Annotated in this window: 25 protein-coding genes and 1 pseudogene; 7 read left to right on the forward strand and 19 right to left on the reverse strand. The window is 59.8% G+C overall.

Going from position 1 to position 24,597, the window contains the following annotated elements:
- Nucleotides 1–72 precede the first annotated feature (72 nt).
- Complete coding sequence (locus ACZBJS_RS33260; protein ID WP_076826811.1) at nucleotides 73–255, forward strand: hypothetical protein; 183 nt, start codon at nucleotides 73–75, stop codon at nucleotides 253–255.
- Between the two features lie 24 nt (nucleotides 256–279).
- Here ACZBJS_RS33260 and ACZBJS_RS33265 read toward each other — a convergent pair whose 3' ends face one another.
- Together ACZBJS_RS33265 and ACZBJS_RS33270 are read right to left on the reverse strand one after the other, a co-directional pair.
- Entirely contained in the window at nucleotides 280–753 is a 474-nt protein-coding gene (locus ACZBJS_RS33265; protein WP_316398743.1) for a hypothetical protein, read from the reverse strand.
- A gap of 901 nt (nucleotides 754–1,654) precedes the next feature.
- Complete coding sequence (locus ACZBJS_RS33270; RefSeq protein WP_158074179.1) at nucleotides 1,655–1,837, reverse strand: hypothetical protein; 183 nt, start codon at nucleotides 1,835–1,837, stop codon at nucleotides 1,655–1,657.
- 1,679 nt (nucleotides 1,838–3,516) lie between these two features.
- Here ACZBJS_RS33270 and ACZBJS_RS33275 point away from each other — a divergent pair.
- A pseudogene (locus ACZBJS_RS33275) lies at nucleotides 3,517–3,741 on the forward strand (ATP-dependent DNA ligase); the annotation flags it as partial.
- A 50-nt stretch (nucleotides 3,742–3,791) separates the two neighbouring features.
- Here the strand turns inward: ACZBJS_RS33275 and ACZBJS_RS33280 are convergent.
- The 4 genes from ACZBJS_RS33280 to ACZBJS_RS33295 are packed head-to-tail and all read right to left on the reverse strand — an operon-like array spanning nucleotide 3,792 to nucleotide 6,484.
- The gene (locus ACZBJS_RS33280; protein ID WP_316398742.1) at nucleotides 3,792–4,511 is read right to left on the reverse strand and encodes a hypothetical protein; all 720 of its coding nucleotides are present in this window, start codon (nucleotides 4,509–4,511) and stop codon (nucleotides 3,792–3,794) included.
- Entirely contained in the window at nucleotides 4,508–4,924 is a 417-nt protein-coding gene (locus tag ACZBJS_RS33285) for a phage holin family protein (protein WP_141340626.1), read from the reverse strand. Before ACZBJS_RS33285 ends, ACZBJS_RS33280 begins: the two co-directional genes overlap by 4 nt.
- Complete coding sequence (locus ACZBJS_RS33290) at nucleotides 4,921–5,490, reverse strand: hypothetical protein (protein ID WP_141340627.1); 570 nt, start codon at nucleotides 5,488–5,490, stop codon at nucleotides 4,921–4,923. The genes ACZBJS_RS33285 and ACZBJS_RS33290 overlap by 4 nt, the downstream gene beginning before the upstream one ends.
- A 10-nt stretch (nucleotides 5,491–5,500) precedes the next feature.
- Entirely contained in the window at nucleotides 5,501–6,484 is a 984-nt protein-coding gene (locus tag ACZBJS_RS33295) for a DUF3618 domain-containing protein (RefSeq protein WP_316398740.1), read from the reverse strand.
- Nucleotides 6,485–7,011: 527 nt separating this feature from the next.
- Here ACZBJS_RS33295 and ACZBJS_RS33300 point away from each other — a divergent pair.
- Nucleotides 7,012–7,284, forward strand: coding sequence for a histidine kinase dimerization/phosphoacceptor domain -containing protein (locus ACZBJS_RS33300; RefSeq protein WP_316398739.1), 273 nt, complete (start codon nucleotides 7,012–7,014; stop codon nucleotides 7,282–7,284).
- On the opposite strand, the gene ACZBJS_RS33305 is transcribed toward ACZBJS_RS33300, so the two are convergent.
- The 4 genes from ACZBJS_RS33305 to ACZBJS_RS33320 form a co-directional block, all read right to left on the reverse strand.
- Nucleotides 7,242–7,475: a UxaA family hydrolase gene (locus ACZBJS_RS33305; protein ID WP_225649235.1), complete on the reverse strand. Its 234-nt coding sequence runs from the start codon at nucleotides 7,473–7,475 to the stop codon at nucleotides 7,242–7,244. The genes ACZBJS_RS33300 and ACZBJS_RS33305 overlap by 43 nt on opposite strands.
- Before the next feature lie 139 nt (nucleotides 7,476–7,614).
- Nucleotides 7,615–8,265: an MFS transporter gene (locus tag ACZBJS_RS33310; protein ID WP_316398738.1), complete on the reverse strand. Its 651-nt coding sequence runs from the start codon at nucleotides 8,263–8,265 to the stop codon at nucleotides 7,615–7,617.
- Nucleotides 8,266–8,278: 13 nt separating this feature from the next.
- Nucleotides 8,279–8,938: an MFS transporter gene (locus tag ACZBJS_RS33315; protein WP_316398737.1), complete on the reverse strand. Its 660-nt coding sequence runs from the start codon at nucleotides 8,936–8,938 to the stop codon at nucleotides 8,279–8,281.
- A gap of 58 nt (nucleotides 8,939–8,996) precedes the next feature.
- Nucleotides 8,997–9,947 carry an Ldh family oxidoreductase gene (locus tag ACZBJS_RS33320; RefSeq protein ID WP_316398736.1) on the reverse strand — a complete coding sequence of 317 codons (951 nt, stop codon included), beginning with the start codon at nucleotides 9,945–9,947 and terminating at the stop codon, nucleotides 8,997–8,999.
- On the opposite strand from ACZBJS_RS33320, the gene ACZBJS_RS33325 reads away from it, so the two are divergent.
- Nucleotides 9,934–10,830, forward strand: coding sequence for a branched-chain amino acid ABC transporter permease (locus ACZBJS_RS33325; protein ID WP_316398735.1), 897 nt, complete (start codon nucleotides 9,934–9,936; stop codon nucleotides 10,828–10,830). The two genes, ACZBJS_RS33320 and ACZBJS_RS33325, sit on opposite strands and share 14 nt — an antisense overlap.
- 25 nt (nucleotides 10,831–10,855) lie before the next feature.
- Nucleotides 10,856–11,401 (forward strand): MFS transporter, encoded by a 546-nt coding sequence (locus tag ACZBJS_RS33330; RefSeq protein ID WP_316398747.1) that lies wholly within the window; start codon nucleotides 10,856–10,858, stop codon nucleotides 11,399–11,401.
- A gap of 434 nt (nucleotides 11,402–11,835) precedes the next feature.
- On the opposite strand, the gene ACZBJS_RS33335 is transcribed toward ACZBJS_RS33330, so the two are convergent.
- Nucleotides 11,836–13,917: a PQQ-dependent dehydrogenase, methanol/ethanol family gene (locus ACZBJS_RS33335; protein ID WP_316398734.1), complete on the reverse strand. Its 2,082-nt coding sequence runs from the start codon at nucleotides 13,915–13,917 to the stop codon at nucleotides 11,836–11,838.
- 279 nt (nucleotides 13,918–14,196) lie between these two features.
- Between ACZBJS_RS33335 and ACZBJS_RS33340 the strand changes: the two genes are divergently transcribed.
- The gene (locus ACZBJS_RS33340) at nucleotides 14,197–15,333 is read left to right on the forward strand and encodes a CaiB/BaiF CoA transferase family protein (protein ID WP_316398733.1); all 1,137 of its coding nucleotides are present in this window, start codon (nucleotides 14,197–14,199) and stop codon (nucleotides 15,331–15,333) included.
- On the opposite strand, the gene ACZBJS_RS33345 is transcribed toward ACZBJS_RS33340, so the two are convergent.
- From ACZBJS_RS33345 to ACZBJS_RS33380, 8 genes are all read right to left on the reverse strand, one after another.
- Nucleotides 15,311–16,012, reverse strand: coding sequence for a glutathione S-transferase N-terminal domain-containing protein (locus tag ACZBJS_RS33345; protein WP_410469816.1), 702 nt, complete (start codon nucleotides 16,010–16,012; stop codon nucleotides 15,311–15,313). The genes ACZBJS_RS33340 and ACZBJS_RS33345 overlap by 23 nt on opposite strands.
- Before the next feature lie 17 nt (nucleotides 16,013–16,029).
- The gene (locus ACZBJS_RS33350; protein WP_316398732.1) at nucleotides 16,030–17,055 is read right to left on the reverse strand and encodes a glutathione S-transferase N-terminal domain-containing protein; all 1,026 of its coding nucleotides are present in this window, start codon (nucleotides 17,053–17,055) and stop codon (nucleotides 16,030–16,032) included.
- A 121-nt stretch (nucleotides 17,056–17,176) separates the two neighbouring features.
- Complete coding sequence (locus ACZBJS_RS33355) at nucleotides 17,177–18,013, reverse strand: AraC family transcriptional regulator (RefSeq protein ID WP_316398731.1); 837 nt, start codon at nucleotides 18,011–18,013, stop codon at nucleotides 17,177–17,179.
- Between the two features lies 1 nt (nucleotide 18,014).
- Nucleotides 18,015–19,055: a branched-chain amino acid ABC transporter permease gene (locus ACZBJS_RS33360; protein WP_316398730.1), complete on the reverse strand. Its 1,041-nt coding sequence runs from the start codon at nucleotides 19,053–19,055 to the stop codon at nucleotides 18,015–18,017.
- A 23-nt stretch (nucleotides 19,056–19,078) separates the two neighbouring features.
- A complete protein-coding gene (locus ACZBJS_RS33365; RefSeq protein WP_316398729.1) occupies nucleotides 19,079–19,948 on the reverse strand; it encodes a branched-chain amino acid ABC transporter permease in 870 nt (289 codons plus the stop codon).
- On the reverse strand, nucleotides 19,948–20,667 hold the full coding sequence (locus ACZBJS_RS33370; RefSeq protein ID WP_316398728.1) for an ABC transporter ATP-binding protein: 720 nt from the start codon (nucleotides 20,665–20,667) through the stop codon (nucleotides 19,948–19,950). The genes ACZBJS_RS33365 and ACZBJS_RS33370 overlap by 1 nt, the downstream gene beginning before the upstream one ends.
- Nucleotides 20,664–21,455 (reverse strand): ABC transporter ATP-binding protein, encoded by a 792-nt coding sequence (locus ACZBJS_RS33375; protein ID WP_316398727.1) that lies wholly within the window; start codon nucleotides 21,453–21,455, stop codon nucleotides 20,664–20,666. The genes ACZBJS_RS33370 and ACZBJS_RS33375 overlap by 4 nt, the downstream gene beginning before the upstream one ends.
- 36 nt (nucleotides 21,456–21,491) lie before the next feature.
- Entirely contained in the window at nucleotides 21,492–22,682 is a 1,191-nt protein-coding gene (locus tag ACZBJS_RS33380) for an ABC transporter substrate-binding protein (protein ID WP_316398726.1), read from the reverse strand.
- Between the two features lie 230 nt (nucleotides 22,683–22,912).
- Between ACZBJS_RS33380 and ACZBJS_RS33385 the strand changes: the two genes are divergently transcribed.
- Nucleotides 22,913–24,481 (forward strand): AMP-binding protein, encoded by a 1,569-nt coding sequence (locus ACZBJS_RS33385; protein ID WP_316398725.1) that lies wholly within the window; start codon nucleotides 22,913–22,915, stop codon nucleotides 24,479–24,481.
- Nucleotides 24,482–24,597 lie beyond the last annotated feature (116 nt).

The raw sequence follows: 24,597 nt of genomic DNA on the forward strand, positions 1-24,597 counted from the left end.
CCGGCTTCTGATTAATGGAACAGCAACGTCGTTTGCATAAGATGCAGCCCACTCGCTGCGGGACGCTCGAAAATGACCGAGTACGTCATCAGGGAAGTTGGCCTTCGTCAGTGGCTCGTGTTTGCCGATCGGCGAAGCATCGCTTTTTGCGCCGACGAAGATGAGGCGGTGAAAGCCATGGCCGAACATAGCGCGCGCCACCGTCGAACACCGGAAACGATGGAAATTGAGCCAGGGGAAAACCCGCCGGCGTGAACCGGCGGGCGCCTCGCCTTCACGCTAGGCTAAGTTGACGGCTGCAGCGGCCATCATCTGCCGTAGCTGATAATGCCAGCCCTCCCGACCGATGCAGTCACTGTCGGGCCATTCCTCGCCCTTGTCTTCGTACTGCTTCAAGTACTCGAGAACCGCAGCAACGCCGCCCAATGTCGTCGGAATTGTCCAGGCCAGATCCCAACCTGCATCGGCCTCCGCATGGCAGCATGCTCCTTGATGGTCGTCGGCCTGCCAATAGGCCTCAGAGCGATATTCGGCGTCGGTCGCCGTGATGGCTGCATTGTGGTCCGCGTCCGCCTGCTGGTGTTTTGCGATGGCCTCCAAAGCCGGATCAGTGGCCTGCGGTGATCGCCCTCCTCGATTCAACGCTGAGGCGGCAACCGGGTTACCAGCAAGCAATATGAGATCGAACGCGACGGACCATGCGACGATCTGCTTCTCGTCGCGCAGGCGATACTGCGCCTTGGCGTCGCCCAAGGCCGCCCCCTCAAAAGCCATGGAGGCCATCGATTTTACAGCAAGTTCGGAGAGATCTCTGGCCCGCACTAAACCGATGCCATGCTGCGCACCTCGATAGCACTTTTGAGCCATCTCATAGTGCTCAAGCTTGGGTGTAAGCTCGAGATCATCCGCCAGCCGCTTAGCCCGACGCGACCATTTTCGATATGCCCGCGGAGCGCTTGGGCTGGGGTTCTTGGCATTGGTTAGTTCGTTTTGCCGGCGCCCGTCATGAACGCTTGTTTAGACTGCGTCAGCATTACGCTTACAAATTCTCCGTGGCCTCATCGGTCGAGGGCTTCAAGAAGCAGGCACCAGAGCTAGAGCAAGGGATAGCGGCAACGGCGTTCTATGAACTGACGTTCAACCCAGCCACTCGAATGGATGTCAATTCGACGGACTCTCGCTATCCTAATCCAGCCATGGAATGGATCATGAAAAAGCTAGGCGGCCCCTCGACTGAAAAGGACGCCGCCACTTGACCAATCGCTAGCGATAACTGCGCATCGCGGTCGCGAACTCTAGCGGCTTCACTCGGCGCGAGATATTCGCGATCATTGGCGCATGCCCTGGCGCCGCAAGCCCGCTCGTCATCTCCGCTACTGTCCGGCCCCGTCGATCGCAACGGCGGAAGACAGTGCTCATGTTCTGCGTCGGGTGCCAGCACAACGGCCGGCTGAAGCTCGCCGATCTGCCTGGATTGGGACTCGCCTGAAAACTCGGCGCACATCAGGTGCAGCGCTTGCGGTCGTTCCCGCTATCGCTAGGCTCATTAGGAACTTGAAGCGTTGTTGAGCCGTTTGGAGATTGCAAGACAAACGAGCATGACGCACGGTTCAGCCATCGCAACGAGATGTACAAAGAGCCGATCATTGACGAGTTAAGGCAGATTGAATTCGCGACAGTCGAAGGAGAAAGGCGGCTGGCGGAGAAAGAAGCGCAGCTCATCGAATGTAGGCGGCTGAATGAGGACACGAGCAAGATTGAAGCCGAGCTTGCGGTAATGCGCGAAGTACAGCTTGATCGCGAGAGGCTTCGCCAGCGCCTGCTTTCTCTTCTGCACCCCTAGATCCAGATGCCTTCTATGATCTAACAGGACAAGGCGACGCCGGCTGAGTATTGGGCTGACGTGGAGTACGCCGCAGGCCGGCAAGACCTGTTCGCGTGACCGGGGTCAGAGAAACCCCAGCGGTCGCGTCGCTGGGGTTCGTGGCTCCATGGTGTCCGATGCCTCGGGGGAAAGCATGCGGACCTGCCGATAACCGCCCTCGCGCTTGCCTGTTCCTAATCATCCCGGAAGGATGGGTTGTTAGCCTCATCAGCGACAGCTCGCCGCAGAATACGTCCTAGCGCTCAACATGGAGCCCGGAGAAGTGCGCCGGCATTGGGTGTCCTGAAGTGAAGAGACGGCCCCAGCGCTTGGGAGCACGCTGGGGCCATCGGCTTTCCACGCACACTGTCCGAATGCGGTTTGGTCGGCGGGATGGTGAGAGCTGCATTCGGATGACAGACGAACAAGCTTCAGCTACGTTCGTTCCTAGCAGCCATAGAAAAGGCCCCAGCACCTTTGGGGGCCTTAAGGCCGGCGCTGAGGCCAGCGGGATAGTCGGGTGCGGACCCGACGAACCAACGTTAGCACGCCCTTATGCAATTGCCACTTTCTCCAAGATTCTGTCGGCAGGAACCGTGATAACATCTCGGCATCGGGAGCCCAAAATGAAGGACATGCAGGCGCGCACTTACAGAAGCGCGTCGAAGCGGAGGAGTGCGAGCTGATCAGCAAGCTGGCGACCAATCCGACAGAAAGAACTGTTTGCCAAGCTGGCGGCCCACCACCGGGAGCTAGCTGATGAGGTCGAGCGGACCATGAAGGCCTCGACCTAGGAAGTCCGCTAACCAGCGACGCGGGAGATTAAGGCCACCTCCGCAAGCGGCCTTGCATGGCTCCATTCCTACAGTGGGACAATTTCCCGTAGCATCCCGGTGCAAGGACCGCACATCGATTTGCTATCCCCTGCGTATGCCAAGCACCTTCACCCACAGGGGCGTCACGTTCGAGGTAAAACGCCTATATGATGATCAGTTCGAGATCATCATTGAGATCGGCGGAGAAACGACCCGCCATACCGTGCGCACACGATTGGCAGAACTAGCAAAGCGCCGGGCCGAGATGCTGATCGATCGTAAGCTGAAAACGAAAATTAGGCCTGTGTAGGCTGCCCCAATTGGCGGCCTCTAACAGAAAACGGCCCCAGCAAGTGTCCTGTCTGGACGGCGTAATAAGGAAGGGCCCAGCGGTGAAGCTGGGGCCAGTGTGTAGCTGGGCGTCTGGGTGCCTGTAGCGGTGCGGCACTGAACAGGGCGACCAATGCCAATGCTTGCGCTTCGTTCCTACTCATAAAAGAGACCCCAGCATCCGGATCATGCTGGGGCCAAGCTGGATCGCCGAGCCGCTCGCCAGGAAGCAACGGTCGTCGTTCTAGGGCTGAAAAAATACGAAATGAAAATTAGCTGCCCTGTTGCTCGGATCATCCCAAACGACGCTCCGGTCCGAAAATAAACCATGTGAATCCCGGCGAGACAATTTCCGCTTTTTCCCGAGACTTGACGCCGTCGTCGATGGGAGTTTGAAGTAACTCCTCGGTCCTCTCCAGGCCGAGAACCCGAGGCCCCGGAGAAGCGCCACATCGGGGCCTCTGCTGCGGATTCGCAAAACCGGCAACACATACCCATGTGCCGGTCATGCCTAAATTCGAGTTCTGCCTGCCGACCGTTGGAAAGTTGGTTCCGGCCGGCCCGGAGTGGTTCCACGAGATCAAGTACGATGGCTACCGCCTGCGCGTCGAGCGCGACGGAGACCGCGTCCGGCTGATCACGAAGGGCGGCCATGACTGGACGAAGCGCTTCCCTTGGATTGTGAAGGCCGCGCTGAAGAACCGCCAGAAGCAGTTCGTGATTGACGGTGAGGCCATCGTCCTAGGCGAATCCGCAGCTTATGAGGCTTGGAACCGCCTCCTTTATGGCGACTTCACCTTTTCCCGTGCAGCATCCGCAGCATCGATGCCAGCCTGCTTCACCCGATCGACGGCCTCTGTGCCGACGTCGCCGAGCTCGACCTTCAACGTATCGGAGGCTTCGCGTAGGCTTTGCGATACCGCGTCGGCGCGCGTGTTCAAATCAGCCTTGATATCGTCGCTGAGCTCGCCCACCCATTCGTTCTCGAGATCGAAAGTCCGGAACGCACCCGCGATGGCCGCACCGATTGCCAAGCCCACGGCGCCAAGGACGAGCGGTTGCCGGTCAAGCACGTCGGCCAACGATGATTGCGCTTTCGTGAGAGCTTCTTTTCCAGGCATGCCGAGGTTCTCGCGCGCATAGGCGATACCTTCGTCGAACCGGCCCTTGATGTCGTCGGCCGCTCCCGACATGGCGTCTGAAGCCGCGCTACTGGCCTCGCGTACGGTTTCACCGAAGCCCGTAGCGTCGTCGTGATCCGTTTCAGGCGCGGTCGGTGGCGCGGCGGTCCGTTGGAGCTCGGAGGCGGCCGCGCGAACATTGCGCACGCCGAGATCGACGATCGGCGAAGCCGCCGCGGTCGCCGATCGCGCCGCGCTCTTCAGCTTCTCGTCGCCAGCCAACAGCCAGAACGCACCGCCTCCGATAAGTGCTGCGGCGAGGGGATTTTCCCGCACCGCGGTCACCAGACTGTCGAAAAAGCCCGCCTGCGTGCTGCTCATCTCACCATCCCCTTCACGGTGTCCTTGTCCTTATCGAGTTGCCGAATGGTCTCCCGTGGCACCAGGTTGCGGGCATCTAGCCGGTTGATGCCGATCGCGAACAGTACGGCCGCGATCATCACGGCCATGATCGCCGACGTCAAATAGGAGAGCGGCTGTGACCACCCTGCCCCAATCATTGCCGCCGATAAGGCGAACAGCGCCATCACCAGGGCTGGGATCACAAGGACGGCGCCGCCAACGATGAAGACCAGCGCGCCGCCGACCTTCTGAACTTTTTCGCCGAATTCGGCCTTGGCGAGATCCACCTCGTTCTGGAACAGCTTGGCGAACTGCGACAGCGCATCGCCGAGCAATGTCGAGATGGTTCGAAGATCGTTCTGACTCGTTTTGATATCGTTCTGGATGCTCATGACACGTTGCTTTGCTGCGAGGATGACGATTGTTCGCGCCGTTTCGAGGATGAAGACCGCCCGCCCGACGCCCTCAGGAAACGGACTGCCGCGAAACCGGCAAGGACCGAGATCCCCAGAAACGCGGCCGGCTGCCGCTTCGCAAAATCGGTGGCGCCGTCGACGAGGTCGCGGAAGCTTCCGTCACGGATTTTATCGGCCGCGTCATCGACATATTCGGCGGCGAAAGTCATGCCACGGGCGGCGAACGGCGCATCGCTCTCGAAGGCGCGCGCCGCTTCGCGAATGTTACCGGCAAGGCGTGCCATGAAGTTCGCGCCCGACCGCTGCTTGTCGCGCGCCTGGCCCTCGATCTGGTCCACCGTTCCGGAAGCCACGTCTTTGGCGGCATCAGCCGCCTCCTTGAACTTGTCGTTGGCGACATCGGTCGACGCTCGGAGGGCATCGCCGGCGCGCTGCTTCACCTCGGCGCCGGCATCGGCCATCTGCTCCTTGAGGGTCTGCGAGGGGTCGGTATTCCGGTTCTGCGTGGAATTCGTCTCTTTACTCAGGTCCACATCGCTCATGATCGTTCTTTCAGGTGTTCGGGTTTGGGGAAGGACTGAAGGCCGCCCTGACGACGTCGTCGGCAGCCTCTTTGAGCCTGTCGGCCACGTTTTCCGTCATCCGGCCGGCATGCCCCCCGAGATCGGCCTCGCCGACGCTTCGCGCCGCCGCGTCGGCCGCTGACATCGTCGCGTCCTTGGCCGCCTCGAAACCGGATTGTGCAGCCTCGCCCGCCGCTCGTTTCACGCTGTTGCTCGCCGGGCCCACCGCCTTGGCTTCGGCGCTGGTTTCGGGAAGAGCCGCGGCAAGGATGGCGCCGATCGCGATCCCAAGACCGCCGATCAAGGCGGCATTGTCGCCAATGACCTGACGGGCCTTCGCAGGCACCGTGGCCGCCGCGTTCTTGGCCGCGCCCGCTCTGTCCTTCACGGCATCCATGCCGCTCTTGAGCGTATCGCCGACGGTGCCGGCGGCCTGCGCCGCTCGCCTGCCAAGGTCGTCGGCCAGGGCGGCGGCGGCATCTTGCGCGTCGCCAGCCATATCGCCGGCCTGGTTTTGAGCCGAAGTCAGCCGGTTTCTCACGTCGCTGCCCAGCGCGTCGGCCCGGTCGGCGGCCTGATCCAGCATCTCTCCCGCCTTCTCCATCACCGGTGCAGCCGCTTCCGTGGCCCGGTCGCGCACCGTCTTCGAGGTCAGGGCAAGGCCAGCCCCGATCATCAGAAGGGGCACTGGAAAACCGCGCGCCAGGCGCAGAAGCGGGATTGCGACCGCAGTCCCCGCAGCGACCGCCTGCATCGGATTATCCATCGCTTGTTGCTTCAGCGCCTCGACCCAACTCTGGGTCTTGTTGCTGATGTAATCGGAGACTTCCGATCTGATGTGTTGCGGCGAGACCTTGTGGCGGAGGTCGTCAGCGGTATCCGATATCCGCTCCCTCAACCTATCGACCGTCACCGCGAGTTCGGCACGGCTTCGCTCGGACTGCCGCCTCAGCTCCTCCACTGATCGCGTCATGGCTTTACCCTCTTGGATTTTACCCTCTTGGATTTTTTGGTCGGTTCTTTTGGGACGAACTCAAGCTTTGTTGAATCGTTCCTCAGCAGGCCCTGCGGCAAACAGCGTCCAGACTTTGGTCTAGGCTCAACAGTCCACGCGCCGGCCGAAGCGCTTGAAGCAAGCGACAGGAACGGGCCGACAAGCCGGTTCGTTGCTTTCAATGGACCGGCTCCTGCTTCGCTTCATGTCCGTCACGCCCAGATATCCCCTGTGGGCGCGGTACCTTTTGAGCCTCGGGCTCGTCGGGCTGGCATTTGTCGCCAAGCTCCTGCTGGACGATCAGTTGAGACCCTATCCGCTGGTGCTGTTCATCCCGGCCATTTTCCTGGCCTCTGTCATCTTCGATCGCGGTTCAGGCTTTCTGGCCACCGGCGAGCGCGGCGCTGGCGGCGCGATATTTTATCCCTCCGCCGCCGAGCGCCGCGATCCTGCCGCTCCTCATCTTCCTGGCGAGCGGGCTATGTCTTGCAGGGGTAACGGAAGCCTTGCGCGCAGCGCTCCAGAAGCACTCGGAGGCGAAGGCCTACGCGGACGTTCTCATGATGGAGTTGGCTCACCGGACCAGGAACGACCTCGCGACCATCATGTCGATCCTCCGTTTGCAGGCGCGGTCGGACCCTAATGCCGACGTGCAGGCGGCGATTACGTCCGCGCTGGCGCGGATCGAGGTCGTCGCGAAGATCCATGATCGCCTGCGCGACACGCCGGTTGTTTATCATGCGGGCTGGCCTGCAAATCCTCGCACGTTGTGGACGTGAACATGTTCGCCGCGCGCAATGTGCGCCGTCGCCGAACCGATCGGCACACCGTATTTGACGATCCTTTCGTCTAGCCCGATGCCGCAGCGGGCGATCTTGTGGCCAAGCGAGATCGTGATCGCGAGCGTTACCGCCACGCCATCGACAACTATGGTCTCCCCTGCAGCGACCTTGCCGCGTGCGACCAGCACATTGTCGGCGCTGGAAAGCAGCAGGAGCCGCGAGTCGCTCTGTTCAGGCTTGGCGTTCGCGCGCCACCCCCGTCATTAGGAACAAGCCTCAATCGACCCTCCCTTTCGATCGTGGATCTGCATGACCCTTGCACCCGCGTCAGTCGCTGCCTCGCTCGTAGGACCGCGACCGAATGGCGATAACCGAAACGACGGTGATCGCGCAGCAAGCCATCAGATAGGCAACGACCCACGTCGGCTTGCCATTGCCGGCGGCCACGAGCGCCGATGCCACGAACGGTGTCGGACCGGCGATCAGGAGAGCATTCAGTTCACGCGCCAGCGCGATGCCAGAGAAACGGTAGCGGGTCGGGAACAGGTTGGCGAGGAACGCGCCCTGCGCGCTGGCAAGCCCGCTATAGCCGATGCCGAAGCCGATGCTCAGAGCCAGCGTCGCCAGCACCACATTCTTCGTGCCGAGTATCGCGAACATTGGGAACGCGTACAACATTGTGAAAACGCCGCCGAAGAGATAGACTCGCGCATGGCCGACGCGGTCGGCGAGCGCACCAACAGGCGGCGTCAGCACGATGCCGGTCAGCGTCGCGATGATAACAGCCGTCAGCGCGTCCGTCCGGGCCATGCCCAGCGTGTTGGTCATGTAGCTCAGGCTGAACGCGCTGAGGATGTACGCGTTCGCGTTGTGCCCAGTGATCGAAAGGAAGCCGCACACGACCTCTCGCGGGCTATTGCGGATAAGTTCGCCGACTGGCACCCGCGCTTCGCGGCGGTGGGCGGCGGCACGCTCCATCGCCTCGACTTATTCAGGCGTCTCGTCGAGGTTCTGGCGAATGTAGAGCGCGACGCCAATGAGGAGTGCCGAGACGAGGAACGGCACGCGCCACGCCCAGCCGAACAGGGTTTTCTTCAGGCAGATAGGCAACAAGAAGGAAGAGCAGCGTCGCAAACATGATGCCGACGACAGTCGCCGACGACAGATAGGCAGTGAAATACGCCCTGCGATGAGCGGGGACGTATTCGGAGACGAGCGTCACGGCTCCCGCATATTCCGCACCAGCGCCGAAACCCTGCAGCAAGCGACAAATGACCAAGAGGATGGGAGCTAACACCCCAATCTGAGCATAGGTTGGCAAGAGACCCATCGCGACGGTGGACAGGCCCATCAGCGAGACCGTGAAGATGAGCGCGGGCTTACGCCCGAAGCGATCGCCGAAATGCGAAATCAGGATGCCGCCGAGCGGCCGGCTGAAGAAGCCGGCGGCGAACGTCGCAAACGCCGCCAGCACTCCCGCCGAGGCGGAGAACTGCGGGAAGAACAGTTTGTTGATGAACAAGCCCGACGCGGCGCCGTAAAGCGCATAGTCGAACCACTCGATAATCGTGCCGATGGTCGCCGCAGTCACAGCGCGTCTGATGTTGGCGCGCTCGGCGGGCGCCTTGTCTACCGCGATGGACATCGTCATGGGTGTTTCCTCAAATATGTTTTTCTCTGGATCGATCGGGTCTTGCTCGGCACCGGTCTCAAGGAATCGGATCCGGCATCGGCACCTCGAAGCGCCTCGCGCATTCCACTATTTCAGCGCTGATGCTGGCTGACAGTCGGACGCCGTCCCGAAGCTCCCACTCCCACCGCGCAAGAGCGTGAGCGCCTGGCAGTTCGACACGTTCGAGATGCGGGCACATGCCGGCAAGCGCGCTACTTGACGCCGGAAAGCGTCGGCCCCTCCCGAATGCGGCGAGGTCGATGACGAGGATGAAAACCGCCGCACTCCAGCCGTCGGTTGCGTCAGCACGTCCCCGCCCGCTAAGGCAGCCCGTCAACAGTTCTACGATGAGACCGAGGGAATAGCCCTTGTGGCCGGCCTCCAGACCACCGAGAGGCAGAACCGTACCCGGCGGGATAGCTGCCATGATGTTGGGATCGGTCGAGGGATGGCCTTGGCTATCCATCAAAAAGGGGTGCGGCAGCTGCTCACCGCGCTGCCGATAGGCGGCGATCGCGCGGTTCGTCAACAGCGCGGTGGACATGTTGACCATCACCGGTCCATTGGCGGCGGGCGCGCCGAACGCCATCGGGTTCGACGTCAGAACCGGCGTTACCCCACCGAACGGCGCGACGCTGCTATGGCCGGGATCGGTCAGTGTCAGAAGCATCATGTAGCCGGCGTCAACTGCCGGCCTCAGATAGGCGGCGAGGCAGGCGGTATGGTGGCTGCGCTGGATGGCGATCGCCCCCATCCCGAACCGGGCCGCCCGCGACATTGCTTCTTGCGTCGCGCGCCGCAACAGCCAGGGCCCGGGAAGCTTGTGCCCATCCCAAGTCAGGCAGGCGCCGAAGCCATTGACGATTTCGGGTTCGCCCACAACAGACATGTCATCACTCTTAATCTCGCGCAGATAGAGAGGCAGGAGCGCCAGCCCATGGATCGATTTCCCGAAGCCGTCGCCCTCGACCAGTATGGCCTGTCTCACGCCATTTCTCGCAACGGGCTACCAGCTGTTCGTCCTGTCCAGCATCGCGATCTATGCGATTGCGATCCTGGGTCTCAACATCCTTGCCGGATTCAACGGCCAGATCTCGCTGGGCCAAGGCGCTTTCTTTGCTGCCGGCGCCTATGTCACAGGCATTTTGCTGGCCAACGAGGCCGCCCCTTACTGGGTCGCGATACCTGTCTCGGCGGCAGGCTGTTTCGCGCTGGGATTTCTGTTTGGGTTCCCTGCTTTGCGTCTCGAGAGAATCTACCTCGGCCTTGCGACGTTCGCCCTCGCGGTAACCGCACCGTATCTTCTCAAGTCACATGCCCTGGAGCCGTGGACCGGCGGCGTCCAAGGGCTGCTCCTCAGCAAGCCTCACGCCCCCTCCCCGCTGAAGCTGACTGACGATCAATGGCTTTACCTTCTCTGCATCACGATTGCGGCCGTCATGTTTGGCACCGGCAGGAACATCGTGACGGGTCGGATTGGCCGCGCGCTGCTTGCCATCCGGGACAACCCGACAGCCGCCGAGGCGATGGGCATTAACCTGGCGATCACGAAGTCGACGGCCTTTGCCGTGGCAGCGCTCTATGCGGGTCTAGCCGGGTCCCTAAGCGCCTTGGCGACCGAGTTTATCTCCCCGGACACGTTTTCCGTCGCTCTTTCCATAAGCCTGCTTGTCGGTTCGGTCGTCGGCGGAAATACGTCCATCCTGGGTGCTCCGTTCGGCGCGGCATTCGTTGTCCTTCTTCCGAATGTCGTAGACGAGATTTCCAAAGCTGCACCATCCGCTATCTTTGGCGCAATCCTCATTGGCATCGTGCTCATGGCACCAACAGGAATGGCCGGTCTTGCCGCGCGTTTCCGTCGGCAGATTTGACCCTGACGGAGAGCCAATCGCGCACGTGTCAACCGGCGTTGAAGGATGCTTTCGCCTCCTTCACGAGCTGCTTTGGTGGCGCCCGGCGTCCTCGCAAGGAAGCGCACTGCCACCGGAACGTCTCGCCGGCGCCATGGTGATCGGCTTCCGCCATGCGCGATTCAATCCGAGGCTCCGTGCCACACTCGTTAGGGCGGCAGCGTTCTTCTTCTTCGCGAGCGCCTATTGGGCGCTGCTCCCACTCGTCGCGCGCAATCAGATCGCAGGCGGTCTAGAACTCTACGGCTTTTTGCTCGGCGCGATAGGCGTGGGCGCCGTCGTCGGTGCGTTCATGCTGTCCTGGATGAAGGCGACCTTCGGGTCCGACGGGCTCGTCGCTGCCGGCACCGCCGGCACTGCGCTCAGTCTGATCCTCCTGGGCATCGCGCGTTACACAGAGATCGCACTCGCGGCATGCCTGATCGCAGGCATTTCATGGATCGCCGTCCTCGCAACGGTCAACGTCTCAGTTATCGCAAGCGTCGGTGGTTGTGAGGACGGAGAAAAATTCGCGAGCGCTCTTCGCGCTTAGCATCAAGCGAACGCAATCGTACAAGATCGTACTCCAGCGTGGAAAAGCGTATTTTTGGTGCCCAGGGGGGAATCATACGCAACCACCGAAACGAGGAACCGCTGTTTGTCCTTAGTATGGTGGCGTGAACGCCTGGAACAGCGGCGGAAGTTCGTTACCTCGCGAAACCCTTATCGCGGGAGCGCTTTGTTGTCGGCTTTCGGCCTAGCTCGCTGGGAAGCATCCCTATGGCCTGCCAGAACGCGCCACTTGTTCGAACCCCTGGCTAGGTTCGAATCCTGGACGAGATCCGCTGCCCGCCGGACTCGATCAGCCCCTGTACGAAATGTGTGCTTCGGCGTGGGGTCCGGGGCCGATCATGGGCCTAACGCCTTGATTGACCTCAGATCCATCGGTCAAGGTTGTGAGCCAATCCACACCGAAGCACATTACTACTACCGTGCGCCAAAGTCCCTCTTCTCCTTATCCAAAAGATAAGCTCTCACGTCTTCGATATCCCGAGTGGACAGGTCAGCAGAGAAGGAGGGCATTCCCTGCGATTCGAGCGCACCCGTCACGATCTCCCGAAAGCCTTCTTCGCTCAGTATGGCATCCGACCTGCGCAGATCCGGAACAAGCCCGCCGCTTTCGGCGCCAACCCCGTGGCATTTCGAACAGTAGATGCCAAAGGATCTCTCCCCCTTCGATATGACTTTGGCGCTGGCATCGGTTCCGCGTGGAATGCGACGGCTCTCGGCACGGACGGGTAGTGGCGGCAACTCATCCTTACCACCAAGCTTGAACACAAGAAGCCGGCTCACATTACGAACGCCTGTGAAGTTATCTGCTTCTCCACCGACCATGGGTCCGCCACCACCCCAACCAGCGAGCAATGCGATGTACTGTTGCCCGTCGAGCACGAAACTTGAGGCGCTTGCCAATACTCCGGTTTGCGCGTCAAACTCCCAGAGCTTTTTGCCGGTGTCGGCGGCGTAGGCAACGAACTTGCCGTAAGCGTTTCCTTGAAAGACCAGATTGCCGGCTGTGGCCAGTACTCCGCCGTTCCAAACGGAGTCGAGCGGCACCCGCCAGACCGTCTCTTTCTTGACCGGATCCCAAGCAACGAGTGCCCCTGTGGCGAGACTCTTGGGGAAGGAAGTCCCCTCATAGAAGGCACTTCCTGTGTTGAAGTTTCGCCGTCGGTAAACGAACTCACTGCCCTCGTTTCGATACCTTCCCCCCATCTCCTGGTACGGTATATAAACGAGCCCGGATTGCTCACTGAAGGCCATCGGCTGCCAGCTGTGAGCGCCGTACGGGCCAGGCCACATCACGATCGGCTCTTTTTCGTAGCGAACGCCCGGTGCCTCGACGGGCCGACCCGTGGCTAAATCGACCTTCTCAGCCCACGTAACTTTGCCAACCTTGTCGGCCGACAAGAGCTTCCCAGTCTCGCGATCGAGAACGTAGAAGAAGCCATTCTTTGGAAACTGCATCAGCACTTTCCGGTCGCTTCCAGCGACCTTCACGGTCGTGAGGATCATGTTCATCGTCGACGTGTAGTCCCAGCTCTCTCCAGGCGTCGTTTGGTAGTACCAAGCGAGCTGACCAGAGTCTGGCTTCAGGGCGAGTATCGACGACAGAAACAGATTATCTCCGCCTCCCGGACTCCTGATCTCGCGATTCCAAGGAGATCCGTTTCCCGTGCCGACATAAAGCAAGTCGAGTTCTGGGTCATAGACCATATTGCCCCAGACCGTGCCGCCGCCTCCGAACTTCCAATATGCGTCGCCTTTCCAGGTCTTCGCGGCCATCGCGAGCTCTTCATGCTCAAAGGGCTTGGAAGGATCGCCAGGTACCGTATAGAAGCGCCACAGTTGCTTTCCCGTATCGGCATCGTAAGCAGTAATGTAGCCTCTGACACCGAAGTCAGCACCGCTGTTTCCGATAATCACCTTGCCCTTCACAACCAGCGGTGCACTTGTAATCGTGTAGGGCTTTGTTCTGTCCACGGTCTGCACCTGCCAGACGGGTTCGCCGGTACGACGCTCAAGCGCCACGAGCCGGCCATCGATGGTACCGACGAATACTTTATCGCCCCATAGCGCGACACCTCGATTTACTGCATCGCAACAAATGTCTTTCGATACGTTTTTCACTTCGCCTGGATCGAAGTGCCACAGTTGCTGTCCCGAAGCGGCGTCTACCGCGAGTACATGGCCCCACGGCAAGGAGAAGTACATGACCCCACCGGCTACGAGCGGCGTTGCTTCGAGACCTCGATCCGTCGGGAGATCCAGATGCCAGGCGAGACCAAGATTCTTTACATTGTCCGGGTTGATTTGGGACAGCGGACTAAAATAGCTGCCGTGATAGTCACGGCCGGACGACGGCCATTCCGTTCCCGAGCCTGCCGGATGCTCCAATTCTGCTCGGGTAACCGGTGCGAATGCGGGCCCCGCAGATGCGGGACAAAACGAGACGACGGCCGATGCCGCGATCAAAGCAATCAGAACTCGATGGTCCAGCTTCAACATGATTCCGCCCCTTGCTTGCCGTCAATGACCGTCGGTCCGCTTACGGCTCTTCTTGATAGTGAGGTCATGCATACCGAAAGAAGAGAATTGCCGATTTTCAAGTGTGATCGCTTTATCGTGCGAGACAATCGATAGCGCTGGATGGCCAATTCAGAACTACCGCATAGTGAGAGGATTTGAACTGACCGGCCAAAGCTATCCATTGGCCAGTTCAACGGAGCTCGAACCTGCCAGCCCGAGTAAGCTTGGAAGCAACCATGGCAGGGAGCTCGACAGGGCATGGGTCCACTCGTTGGCGTTAGGATCATTGAATTCGCAGCGGCGGGTCCGGCTCCGTTCTGTGCGATGATGCTCGCCGACATGGGCGCCAGCATCATTACGATCGATCGGCCCTTGTCCGTTACGCCGCTTGTGGCTCCGCATTACGACGTCCTTCGGCGCAACCGATCTGCAATCGCAGTGGATTTGAAAACGTCGCAGGGTCTGTCATGCGTGAACCGGCTGATTCAACGTGCAGATATGCTGATCGAAGGATTCCGCCCCGGCGCGATGGAGCGGCTCGGACTCGGACCTGATGCAGCGCGCGCGGCCAACCCACGATTGGTATACGGCCGGGTTAATGGCTGGGGGCAAGATGGCGCCCTGGCCCGGATGCCAGGCCACGACATCAACTTCCTTGCACTCTCCGGCGCACTGGATTCCATCCGCCGTGCCGGCTATCCGCCGAGTACCCCGCTCAACATGCTCGGTGACTTTGCGGCCGGGGGAATGCTCTTGACGGTGGGGCTTCTCGCGGCGCTTCATCACGCGCGCACATCCGGCAGTGGACAGATTGTCGAGGCGGCTATGGTCGATGGTTTGGCCTTGCTCATGGCAAGCCTGTTCAGCGCCCGGGCCGGCGGACCGGCGCATGCCACATCTGAAGCTGTCCTGTCAGGCAAAGCGCCTTGGTACGACGTCTACGAAACAAAGGATTGCAAATACTTCGCAGTCGGCTGCCTGGAACCGCAGTTCTTCGCAAACCTGCTGAAGGTCCTCGAGCTAGATGCTGCTTGGCTCCCTCACCAACATGCATTGGAGCACTGGCATATGCTCAGGACGGAGTTGGAAACCAAGTTCAAAGGTCGAACACGCGATGAATGGACGACAGCCTTTGACGGCGTGGAGGCCTGCGCAACACCCGTTCTTACGCTCGACGAAGCTCTAAATCATCCACATCTCAGAGCTCGCCATGTCTTCACTTCGGCGGGCCGTCATGCTCAGGGGTCGCCGGCGCCCCGCTTCAGCGGGACACCGGCGCAACCTCCAAGAGAAGGCCGAGCGTTCGGTGATGCTCTAAGGGAATGGAATATCAACGAAGACGACCTGGCTCTCATGTGTGCCGCGTCGACACCTATGACCTCGCGCGTTGATTGAGAAGGTGCTTCCGGGACTCCTCAGTCATGGATGACTTCCCACCTCTGAGTTCGTTTCCGATCCGAAATCCCTTGTTGACGGCAGGGCGTGTTGCCAAGGCGTCCAACCATCGATGCAGATGCGGAAATTCTTGGATGTTCTGCCCATGATGCCGCCACAATCGGACCCAAACCCAACACGCGATATCCGCTATCGAGTAGGAGCCAGCGATGTATTCGCGGTTTGCAAGTTGTTTGTCGAGCACGCCATAGAGGCGATTGATTTCGTCTGTGAAACGCTTGATCGCGTACATGTTCTTCTCGACAGCATATTCGCGAAAGTGATGGACTTGTCCCGCAGTCGGACCTAGGGCGGAGATTTGCCAAGCAAGCCATTGCGCAACTTCATAGCGCGCAGCCATATTCTCTGGCCAAAGCATGCGATACTTGTCGGCGAGATACATCATGATCGCCGCGGACTCGAAGATCCCCACGGGCGCAGATCCCGCGCCCGGCATGCGGTCGACAAGTGCCGGGATCTTGTTGTTCGGGCTGATGCCAAGGAACTCGGGGTCGAATTGAGCACCTTTGCGAATATCGACGGGGATCAAATTGTAGGGCTGCCCCAGTTCCTCCAGGAGAATCGTGATCTTCCAACCATTGGGCGTCGGCCAATAATAGAGATCGAGCGCCGGCTGCACCATCTGTTCCGAATCGCTCATCCGACAAACGCCTTCAGACATCCGGTCTCTTCGAGAATACTAACGGTCCGCGCGCGCGCAGCGCCTTCGAGTTTCCTGAATTTGTCTCGGAGGACCCGGAAGCATTTCGCCTGGTATTTGAACGGCGCTTGCCGGAACGGAAATCCAAGCGCCTCCATTTCGACGACGCTCGCCTGGTACTCGACGGCCGTTTCGTTGGCTTGAAGGAACGGCAAGTATACGTCGCCTGCCAGGCGCAGCAGTTGCTTCACCCCTTCGTCGATGGCGGCTGGATCGACCCAGTCCCCTTCGATTCCGGATCCCTCATCGAGGGCATAAAGCCAGTCGAGCGTCCCCGGTGAACTTCGACGCATGATGCCACCCGGTGTCGGGTCGTTGCGGCATGTGAACATGGCTCCAAAGAGGCCAAAATCGCCCAGCGAAGGCCGCGAGCCGAACAGGAAGGCCGACCGCTCGCGCAGGCTCGCGATTGCGTCCAAGATGATATCGTAGGTCTTCTGAATCAACGGAGCGTTCAGCGGCGTGCATCCGACCAGGGGCATCCGGGACATCTGGCGATCGCGAAATTCATTTGCGGCCGCGACAATCGTCTTCTGCGGTACACCACCGCCAAGAAGCTCGCCAAGAATCAGCCGATTCGTATAATTTCGATCTTCTTCGTTTCCCCAGCGGTAGTGAAACGCAATCTTCAGGACCCACTCATCGCCCATATCGTCAATGAGATCAGACAGAAAGGCGAGGCCGGCATCCCCCGGAATAATCGAACGCTTTGAGTGCAATTGTTCGAGCTCGTAGGCGATAACGGTGGAATCGACATGAAACGATCCGTCCGGAAATCGCAGCGTCGGGATTATCCTGGGCTCGATCCCGGACAGCTCGGGCCGTACGCGATAGTAGCTCGGAGCCCAATCAAAGCCGGCCGGCACCCAATCGAACGGGATCTGTCGATAACGCAACAGGGCGCGAAGTTTGGCCGCGTAGGGTGACCCCAGAACGCCGTACAGCTGATACCGATTTTCCATATTTCCCCGCAACGTTAGCTAGTGAGATAGCCCACGTTACAGCGAAGGGAATCCAGGTTCTCCTGCACCGTCGCCAATCGATACGTCGTACCGGACGGCGACGTTCTCTATTCAGGCAGGGTCAGCTAACGTATTGGCCCGGCGTTTGGCCTACCCGTCGCTTGAACATTTCGATAAAAGCGCTCGTGCTCTCATAGCCGACATCGAGCGCTGCGGTCGTGACCGATTTGCCTTCGCCCAGCAATACCATGGCCGATATCAGCCGCGCCTGGCGACGCCAATGAGCAAATGAGAGCCCGGTCTCCTTGATGAAAAGGCGGCTTAATGTGCGCGCACTCGCTCCGGCGACCTCGGCCCAATCGTCGAGAGTTCTCATATCGGATGGATTGAACCTTAGGATCTGGCAGATGCGCAGCAAGCGAGTATCCTTCGGCATGCGTAACTGGAGTGGCGCGGCCGGACAGATCTCCATTTCGTCGACGGCAAGCTGCATCAGCCGGTCCTTATGCGAACTGTTTCTGAAAGGACGGCCCTGCTCGGTCACCCGAAGGACCAATTCCCGCAGCAATGGGGTGATCTTTACGAAGCAGCAACTCTGCGGCAATTGTACTTCCATCTGCTGCTGGACCAGAAGATTACGCAAGGAAATACCGGTGATCGGATGAAACGTATGCTCGACGCCTTCCGGAACCCACACCCCTCGCTCTGGCCAGACAACCCAGGACAGGCCACGACTTTCGACTAGCATCACACCCGAACTAGAGAACATCAGCTGCCCCCAGCCGTGCGAGTGGGCCTCGATCGTCGTCCCGGCGGGCACATCGCGCGCCACCCCGACAATAGGCCCGGGCGCCAACCCGGCCTCGATTGCTGCGATCTCTGAGGCAGATATTAGCAGCCTGTCCATGTAAGACCGGTCATTGATGCCTTTGGTTTCCTCGCTCAGTTGAGTCAGCATATCACGAATTTGGGACGCGTTGCATAGACTTGGATTGAATGGAGCCATCTCCTTGAAGGGAGGTATCCTCCTCGGGGCGGGCTCGCCGCCCTCGACCTGACGCGCCTCCGGCACGACGGCGAAGAACGCGCGCGACACCGCCGGGCGCGACGAAGACAACCGCCATCAGAATCAGGCCATAGATCGCCCAAGGAGCCGCCTTGGAGTACTCTCCAACGAGCGTCGGCATAAATTGGATGAATATTGCTCCCGCGACCGCTCCCGAAATCGTCTCAATACCGCCAACTACGACGCCGACGAGAAGCGAGATCGAAAGGAAGAAATTGTAGGTGTCCGGGGACACGAATTGCACGGCAACCGCCGCAACTGCACCGCCCACGCAGGTGTAGAGCGCGCTGACAGCAAACACCAGGCACTTGACACGCGCGGCGTCGATGCCGACGGCAGCCGCGGCAATCGGATGATCCCGAACAGCAACGATCGAACGCCCCACCTGGCCGCGTAGCAAGCGATAGGCGCACGTGAACAGCACGGCAGCGACGCCGAGCGCAAGGAGATAGAGCCATTGGTCGGGCGTCGCGGCCAATGCGGCAGGCGGCTCAGGCTTGTTGAGCAGGACGCCTTGCACCCCACCCGTCCAGTCCTCGATCCTTTTCCATTTGAGGATCTGTGGCGTTGCCACTGCCAATGAGAATGTTGCAAGCGCAAGATAGTGGCCTTGAAGCCTGAGCGTCGGGATCCCGAAAATGAACCCGAAAATGAACCCGAAAAGACCGGCAAGCGGAACTGCGGCCCAATAGGGAAGCCCGACGTAATTCATGAAGATCGCGGCTGCATACCCTCCGAGCGCGAAGAAGGCACCGTGCCCCAGCGAGATTTGTCCCGCGTACCCCACGAGCATATTCAAGCCCAGCAAGGCTACGGCGTACGCCATCACCATCGTGAGTTGGAAGAGCTGGAAGTCCTCAAGAACGAATGCGAGGGCTACGAGAGCAGCCAGAAGCAATGCGGCGGCGCCATAGACGGGAAAGCGTTTTCGCATGAATGGCATCACCGCAGCAGCCCTCAGACTCTTGAGACGATTTTTCGGCCAAAGAGTCCCTGCGGCCGAAAGATCAAGACAACAACGATCAGCGCGAGCGCGACGGACAGCTTGAGTTCGGTGCCGATCAGATATGTGCCAACCACGTTCTCGATCGCCCCGACCAGGAAGCCGCCCAGGACCGCACCCCATGGGCTGTCCAAGCCTCCCAGCAACGCCGCCGCAAATCCATAGATCAAGACGCCGCCCATCATATTTGGATCCAGATACACCGCGGGTGCCACCATCATTCCCGAGACCGCGCCAAGGACCGCCGCAATGCCCCAACCGAGAGCGGACATTGATCCAACCGAGATCCCGACTAGATGGGCCGACTTTGGATTGAAGGCAGACGCACGTATGGCGAGCCCCAGTTTGGTGAAGGCAAAGAACCAGTAGAGCGCGGCCATCAGCAGCAGCGTGACCAGGGTCGAGCCGAGCTGGTGCGGCGAAAGGTAACTGCCGATCGCGGGGATCTGGGCAAAGGGCGTTGGAAAGGTCTTCGGCGTATAGCCAAACAGGAGCGCGGCGAGGCTATTGAAAATGAACAGCAGGGCCACGAACAGCATTACGACTGTCAATTGCGGGCGCCCGTGGACGCGCCGAATTATGAATCGCTCTATCGCGACGCCTCCGCAGAACGACACGATGACGCTGATGGCGAACGATGCCGGATACGAAAAACCAGCCTGCAACGCAGTCCACGCCAAGTAGGTAGAGAACATAGCCATCTCGCCCTGCGCGAAATTGAGATGATGGGTGGACTGGTAGATCATCACCGCGGCCAACCCCAACAACGCGTAGGTCCCCCCAGACGCCAGGCCCGCCAAAACCTGATGCATAAACCCGTCCATCATTTGCACCCGAGGTAGGCTTCCTGCACGCGAGGATCATCGCGCATCAGGTGCGGTGGTCCAGCCAGCACGACGCGGCCCGTTTCCAGCAAGAAGACGTGCTCGGCGATATCGAGCGCCACCTCGGCGTTCTGCTCTACCAGCAGGATGCCGATCTCGCGTAGAACGCGTATCCTCTGCAGAATCTCGTAGATCTCCTCCACGATCATGGGAGCGAGGCCAAACGAGGGTTCGTCGAGCAGAAGAAGCCGCGGCCTCAGCATCAGAGCCCGCGCGATCGCCAGCATCTGCTGCTCGCCGCCCGACAGGGTGCCCGCCTGCTGTGAGCGTCGCTCGCGCAACCGCGGAAACAGCTCAAATGCGAAATCGAAATCGGCTTGTACCTCGGCAGTGTCTCGCCGGGCAATGGCTCCAAGGCGGAGATTCTCATCCACGTCGAGCTCGAGGAAAGTGCCGCGATCGTCCGGTACGTGTGCGATGCCGAGGCGCGCGATCGAATGTGGCAAGGCGTGCTCGATGGCGCGGCCGTCGAAGTAGATCGCACCATAGCGGCGGGCCAGACCGCTGATCGCTCGCAGCACGGTGGTCTTCCCGGCTCCGTTCGCACCAAGCAAGACCGTAACGCCTCCCTGTGGAACGTGGAAATCGACACCACGCACCACGGCAACGTCTCCATAGAAGACCTGAAGTCCCGACACGTTCAAGATCGGTGCGGTCATCGCTTTCTTCCACCCAGATAGGCTCTGAGGACCTCCGCGTTGTTCTTGACTTCGCCCGGAGATCCTTCGGCGATCTTCCGACCGAAGTTCAGCACCACGATCTTGTCCGAGAGCCCCATGACCAACCCCATATGATGCTCAACCAGCAACACCGTAAGGCCAAGCAGATCGCGAGCTTTCAGAATCAGGGAAGCCAGGGATTCGAGCTCTTCGTGGTTAAGCCCTGCTGCCGGCTCGTCCAGCAGCAGCAATTTCGGCTTGGAAGCGAGCGCGCGAGCAAATTCCACACGCTTCTGATACGCGAAGGGGAGATGCGCGACATTGCTCTCCACCATGTTTTCCAGTCCGACAAAAGCCGCGAGCTCGCTCGCCATCCGATGCATGCGTGCTTCGTCTCGCGCGACACGCGCCAGGCCAAGGGCACTGCCGAGAAACCCGGCAAGCGAACGATGATATGCGCCGACCATGATGTTCTGCGCGACCGACATTGTCTTAAAGGAGGCGACATGCTGAAAAGTCCGTCCGATACCGAGCGAAGCTATTTCATGGGCTGGCGATGTCAGCAGGCAAGCCTTATCGAAGACGATGCGTCCCCGCTCAGGCTCATAAAGTCGACAGATACAATTAAACAGTGAGCTCTTGCCGGCGCCGTTCGGACCGATCACTCCGCAGATCTGCCCCTGGTCAACGTCAAACGAAACCCCGTCCAGTGCGAGGATGCCTCCGAAGCGCAGCGACAGATCGGAGATACTGAGCAGGCTCTCACGCTCTGACGTTTCTAACGACATGCCCACCACCCACTTCTTGCGTGATCCGGAACGCGCCTATTCCAGCGTCTCTCCAAACAATTCCCAGGTCTCACCGCTGAACCGCATCATGTTCAGCTGATGAATCGGAACATGCTGCGCGCTGCTGGTATTGAGCGAAATTCCTTGCAGAAGGAGCGGCAGAGCGACTTCCCGGAGGCTTTCGGCTTGTCTGCGAATGTTCTCGCGCGACAGGTCATCGCCGCATCGCTTCAGAACCTCCACCAGGGTCATGGCCGAGAGATACCCGTAGACATTGAAGATGTCGCGCTTATCACCGGCCGGGTAGTACCGGTCCATGAAGCCCACCCAATCCCTGTATCCAGCGTCGTCCTTCCAACGCGGGTCGGTCGGATCTTTCTGGAATTGGGAAGATATGATGCCCTTGGATTGCGCCAGGCCAGCGGGCTTGAGGACGGTCGCGACCGAGCTGGAATAATTGTTCAGGAACTGCAACGGCGTCCAATTCAGGTCGGCGGCCTTACGAATGGCCTGCGCGGCGAACTTGCCCGCGGCCGCGTTGAAAAACACATCGGCTCCCGCTTCCTTGATGCTGATCACCTGGGACTCGACCGACGAATCCGTCGATTCGTAGCTGACTTCCTTCAAGATCAGATCGACAGCGCGTTCACCCAAGGCATCCTTGAGACCTTGCAGATTGTCGCGTCCGACGTCGTCGTTTTGGTACAGGATGCCGATCCTGGCTTGAGGCTTCTGCTTGAGCAGATACGCCGCATAGATCGCCATCTCGGTCTTGTAGTTGGGCTGCCAGCCGAACGTCCACGGGAAGTGCTGGGGATCATTCCACTGCACCGCCCCTCCGGTCGCGAAGAGATGAGGAACGTGCTTTGAATTGAGATATTTCTTGATGACCGCGTTGGTCGGCGTACCGAACGTTCCAAAGATCAGCAGAACCTTGTCCTGCTCGACCAATTTGCGTGTCAGCTCAAATGCCTTCGGCGGACTATAGCCGTCGTCAAGCGACAGCAGCTTGACCTTGCGACCATTGACGCCTCCTTCGGCATTGATCATGTCGAAGTAAGCGGCCTCCACGCGACCGATCGTACCGTATGACGATGCAGGGCCGCTATAAGGCATCGTCTGGCCAATCAGGATCGGATCAGCACTCCCGGCCCGTGATTGTTGCGTTGCGATAAAAAGCAGAGCAACGGCCCAGAAGAGAAGACCGGCGACCTTGCTTGCACACATTGGCGTTCCCTTGATTTGCGCCGTGCTGTCGTTGGCCGCACACGGTCGTCGTTCTTGAGCTTATGAGCAGCCGCAAGAGGCGGCTAACGGCTGCGCGACAACGCATACGCCGTCCCAGCCAAATAGCGGCATTCGATCCGTGTCCCGTCGCACGCATTATCTGTCTGGCACGCGGGAGATTGGCCCCGGATCCCCAAGTAGGGTCCGATCGGCAAATCCTGGGGAAACCAATGGTAGAAGATCAACTGCACACATCCACCACCTACGCCAGCACCCTGATCAAGGCGCTATCCAGATATCCGGACAGGATCGCGCTTGTGCAGGACGACCAACGACTGTCCTACCGAGAGCTCGCGAGCCAGATCAGCCAGCTTATGCAGGCCTTCGAGCAGAGAGGGCTGCACGCGGGAGACGGGATCGCGCAGTTGTCGCGCAACTCCATAGCCGCGGCGAGCGTCCAGCTCGCGGCTTTCGCGATGGGCCTGCGCTATACGCCGCTTCATCCCCTCGGCTCGCGCGAAGATCACGCGCATATTCTGGCGGATTCAGAGAGCGCCGCTCTCATTTTCGATTCGGCTCATTTCCTTCAGCACGTCAAGACAATGCTTGAACAGGCGGCTCCCGAAATGACCTTGTTCTCGCACCTGAAATGCGAACTAGGCGAAGATCTCTTTGCGCTTGCCAGCTCGTTCGAACCTCGTCCGCTGTCGACCTTGTCCAAACCAACCGACATCGTCGCACTGCTTTACACCGGTGGCACGACCGGACGCCCCAAAGGCGTCGCGCTTTCCAGCTCGGCGATGGTCATGAACGTGCTTCTCACGCTCAGCGAGTGGGAGTGGCCGGAGGAGATTCGTTTCCTCTGCAGCACACCCATCACGCACGCGACCGGCTGCATGCTGATTCCGGTCCTTCTCAGAGGCGGCACCGTCGTTCTGCAGGATGGCTTCAAGGCAGAGCGATTTGCCCAGGCCGTCAAAGCGGAGAAGATCACCGCCACATTCCTCGTTCCAACCATGATCTATGTCCTGCTCGATGAGGCCGCCAAGCGCTCGTTCGACCTGTCATCACTTCAAGTCATCATCTATGGCGGCTCGCCAATATCGCCCAAGCGATTGCAAGAGGCGATTACTGTATTTGGTCCAAAGTTCATGCAGATCTACTCCCAGTCGGAAGCTCCGAATTGTGCTTCCATACTCCGCCGGTCCGAGCACACGCGATCAGACCTGGTCCGGCTCTCTTGCTGCGGTCGCCCACTTGCTGGCATCGAAGTGGCGATTCTAGATAACGACGATCAGCCCGTTCCAAGCGGTCAGGTGGGAGAAGTCTGCTTCCGTGGCCCGTCAATCATGAGAGGCTATTGGAAACGTCCTGACGAGTCGGGCGAAACCCTTCGTAATGGCTGGCTGCACACCGGAGACATGGCGCATCAAGACAGCGACGGATTTCTCTATATCGTCGATCGGAAGAAGGAGATGATCATAACGGGAGGGTTCAATGTCTTCCCGAGAGAGATCGAGGACGTCTTAATGGAACACCCCTCGGTTGCAAGCGCGACAGTGGTAGGAGTTCCCGACTCGAAGTGGGGAGAAGCCGTCAAGGCGCTGGTCGTCTCGCGAGACGGCGCCGCGATCGACGAGGCTGAGCTTGTTGCATACGTCAAGGCCCGAAAAGGTTCGATCGCCGCCCCGAAATCCATTGAATGCGTGGATGCTATTCCACTGACTGCGGTCGGTAAACCGGATCGAAAGGCAGTCCGTGCGCGATTCTGGAGCGATCAATCACGGCAGGTCGGGTAGTGGAGAGGCTCGATGTCGTAGCCGAGAGATTTGCGATGGATGGTGTCGTCTACCTGCTTGACAGCATATTGATACCGACACGCGTCGACTGCAGATGGATGGGCAGCCATTGATTC

Source organism: Bradyrhizobium sp. KZN70725, assembly GCF_055264925.1.

Coding starts and splice junctions, on each gene's coding strand:
- ACZBJS_RS33260 (WP_076826811.1), top strand. CDS start 73: ATGACCGAGTACGTCATCAGGGAAGTTGGCCTTCGTCAGTGGCTCGTG.
- ACZBJS_RS33280 (WP_316398742.1), bottom strand. CDS start 4,511: ATGAGCAGCACGCAGGCGGGCTTTTTCGACAGTCTGGTGACCGCGGTG.
- ACZBJS_RS33285 (WP_141340626.1), bottom strand. CDS start 4,924: ATGAGCATCCAGAACGATATCAAAACGAGTCAGAACGATCTTCGAACC.
- ACZBJS_RS33290 (WP_141340627.1), bottom strand. CDS start 5,490: ATGAGCGATGTGGACCTGAGTAAAGAGACGAATTCCACGCAGAACCGG.
- ACZBJS_RS33295 (WP_316398740.1), bottom strand. CDS start 6,484: ATGACGCGATCAGTGGAGGAGCTGAGGCGGCAGTCCGAGCGAAGCCGT.
- ACZBJS_RS33310 (WP_316398738.1), bottom strand. CDS start 8,265: ATGGAGCGTGCCGCCGCCCACCGCCGCGAAGCGCGGGTGCCAGTCGGC.
- ACZBJS_RS33315 (WP_316398737.1), bottom strand. CDS start 8,938: ATGACGATGTCCATCGCGGTAGACAAGGCGCCCGCCGAGCGCGCCAAC.
- ACZBJS_RS33325 (WP_316398735.1), top strand. CDS start 9,934: ATGGCCTGTCTCACGCCATTTCTCGCAACGGGCTACCAGCTGTTCGTC.
- ACZBJS_RS33335 (WP_316398734.1), bottom strand. CDS start 13,917: ATGTTGAAGCTGGACCATCGAGTTCTGATTGCTTTGATCGCGGCATCG.
- ACZBJS_RS33340 (WP_316398733.1), top strand. CDS start 14,197: ATGGGTCCACTCGTTGGCGTTAGGATCATTGAATTCGCAGCGGCGGGT.
- ACZBJS_RS33350 (WP_316398732.1), bottom strand. CDS start 17,055: ATGGAAAATCGGTATCAGCTGTACGGCGTTCTGGGGTCACCCTACGCG.
- ACZBJS_RS33355 (WP_316398731.1), bottom strand. CDS start 18,013: ATGCTGACTCAACTGAGCGAGGAAACCAAAGGCATCAATGACCGGTCT.
- ACZBJS_RS33360 (WP_316398730.1), bottom strand. CDS start 19,055: ATGCGAAAACGCTTTCCCGTCTATGGCGCCGCCGCATTGCTTCTGGCT.
- ACZBJS_RS33365 (WP_316398729.1), bottom strand. CDS start 19,948: ATGGACGGGTTTATGCATCAGGTTTTGGCGGGCCTGGCGTCTGGGGGG.
- ACZBJS_RS33370 (WP_316398728.1), bottom strand. CDS start 20,667: ATGACCGCACCGATCTTGAACGTGTCGGGACTTCAGGTCTTCTATGGA.
- ACZBJS_RS33375 (WP_316398727.1), bottom strand. CDS start 21,455: ATGTCGTTAGAAACGTCAGAGCGTGAGAGCCTGCTCAGTATCTCCGAT.
- ACZBJS_RS33380 (WP_316398726.1), bottom strand. CDS start 22,682: ATGTGTGCAAGCAAGGTCGCCGGTCTTCTCTTCTGGGCCGTTGCTCTG.
- ACZBJS_RS33385 (WP_316398725.1), top strand. CDS start 22,913: ATGGTAGAAGATCAACTGCACACATCCACCACCTACGCCAGCACCCTG.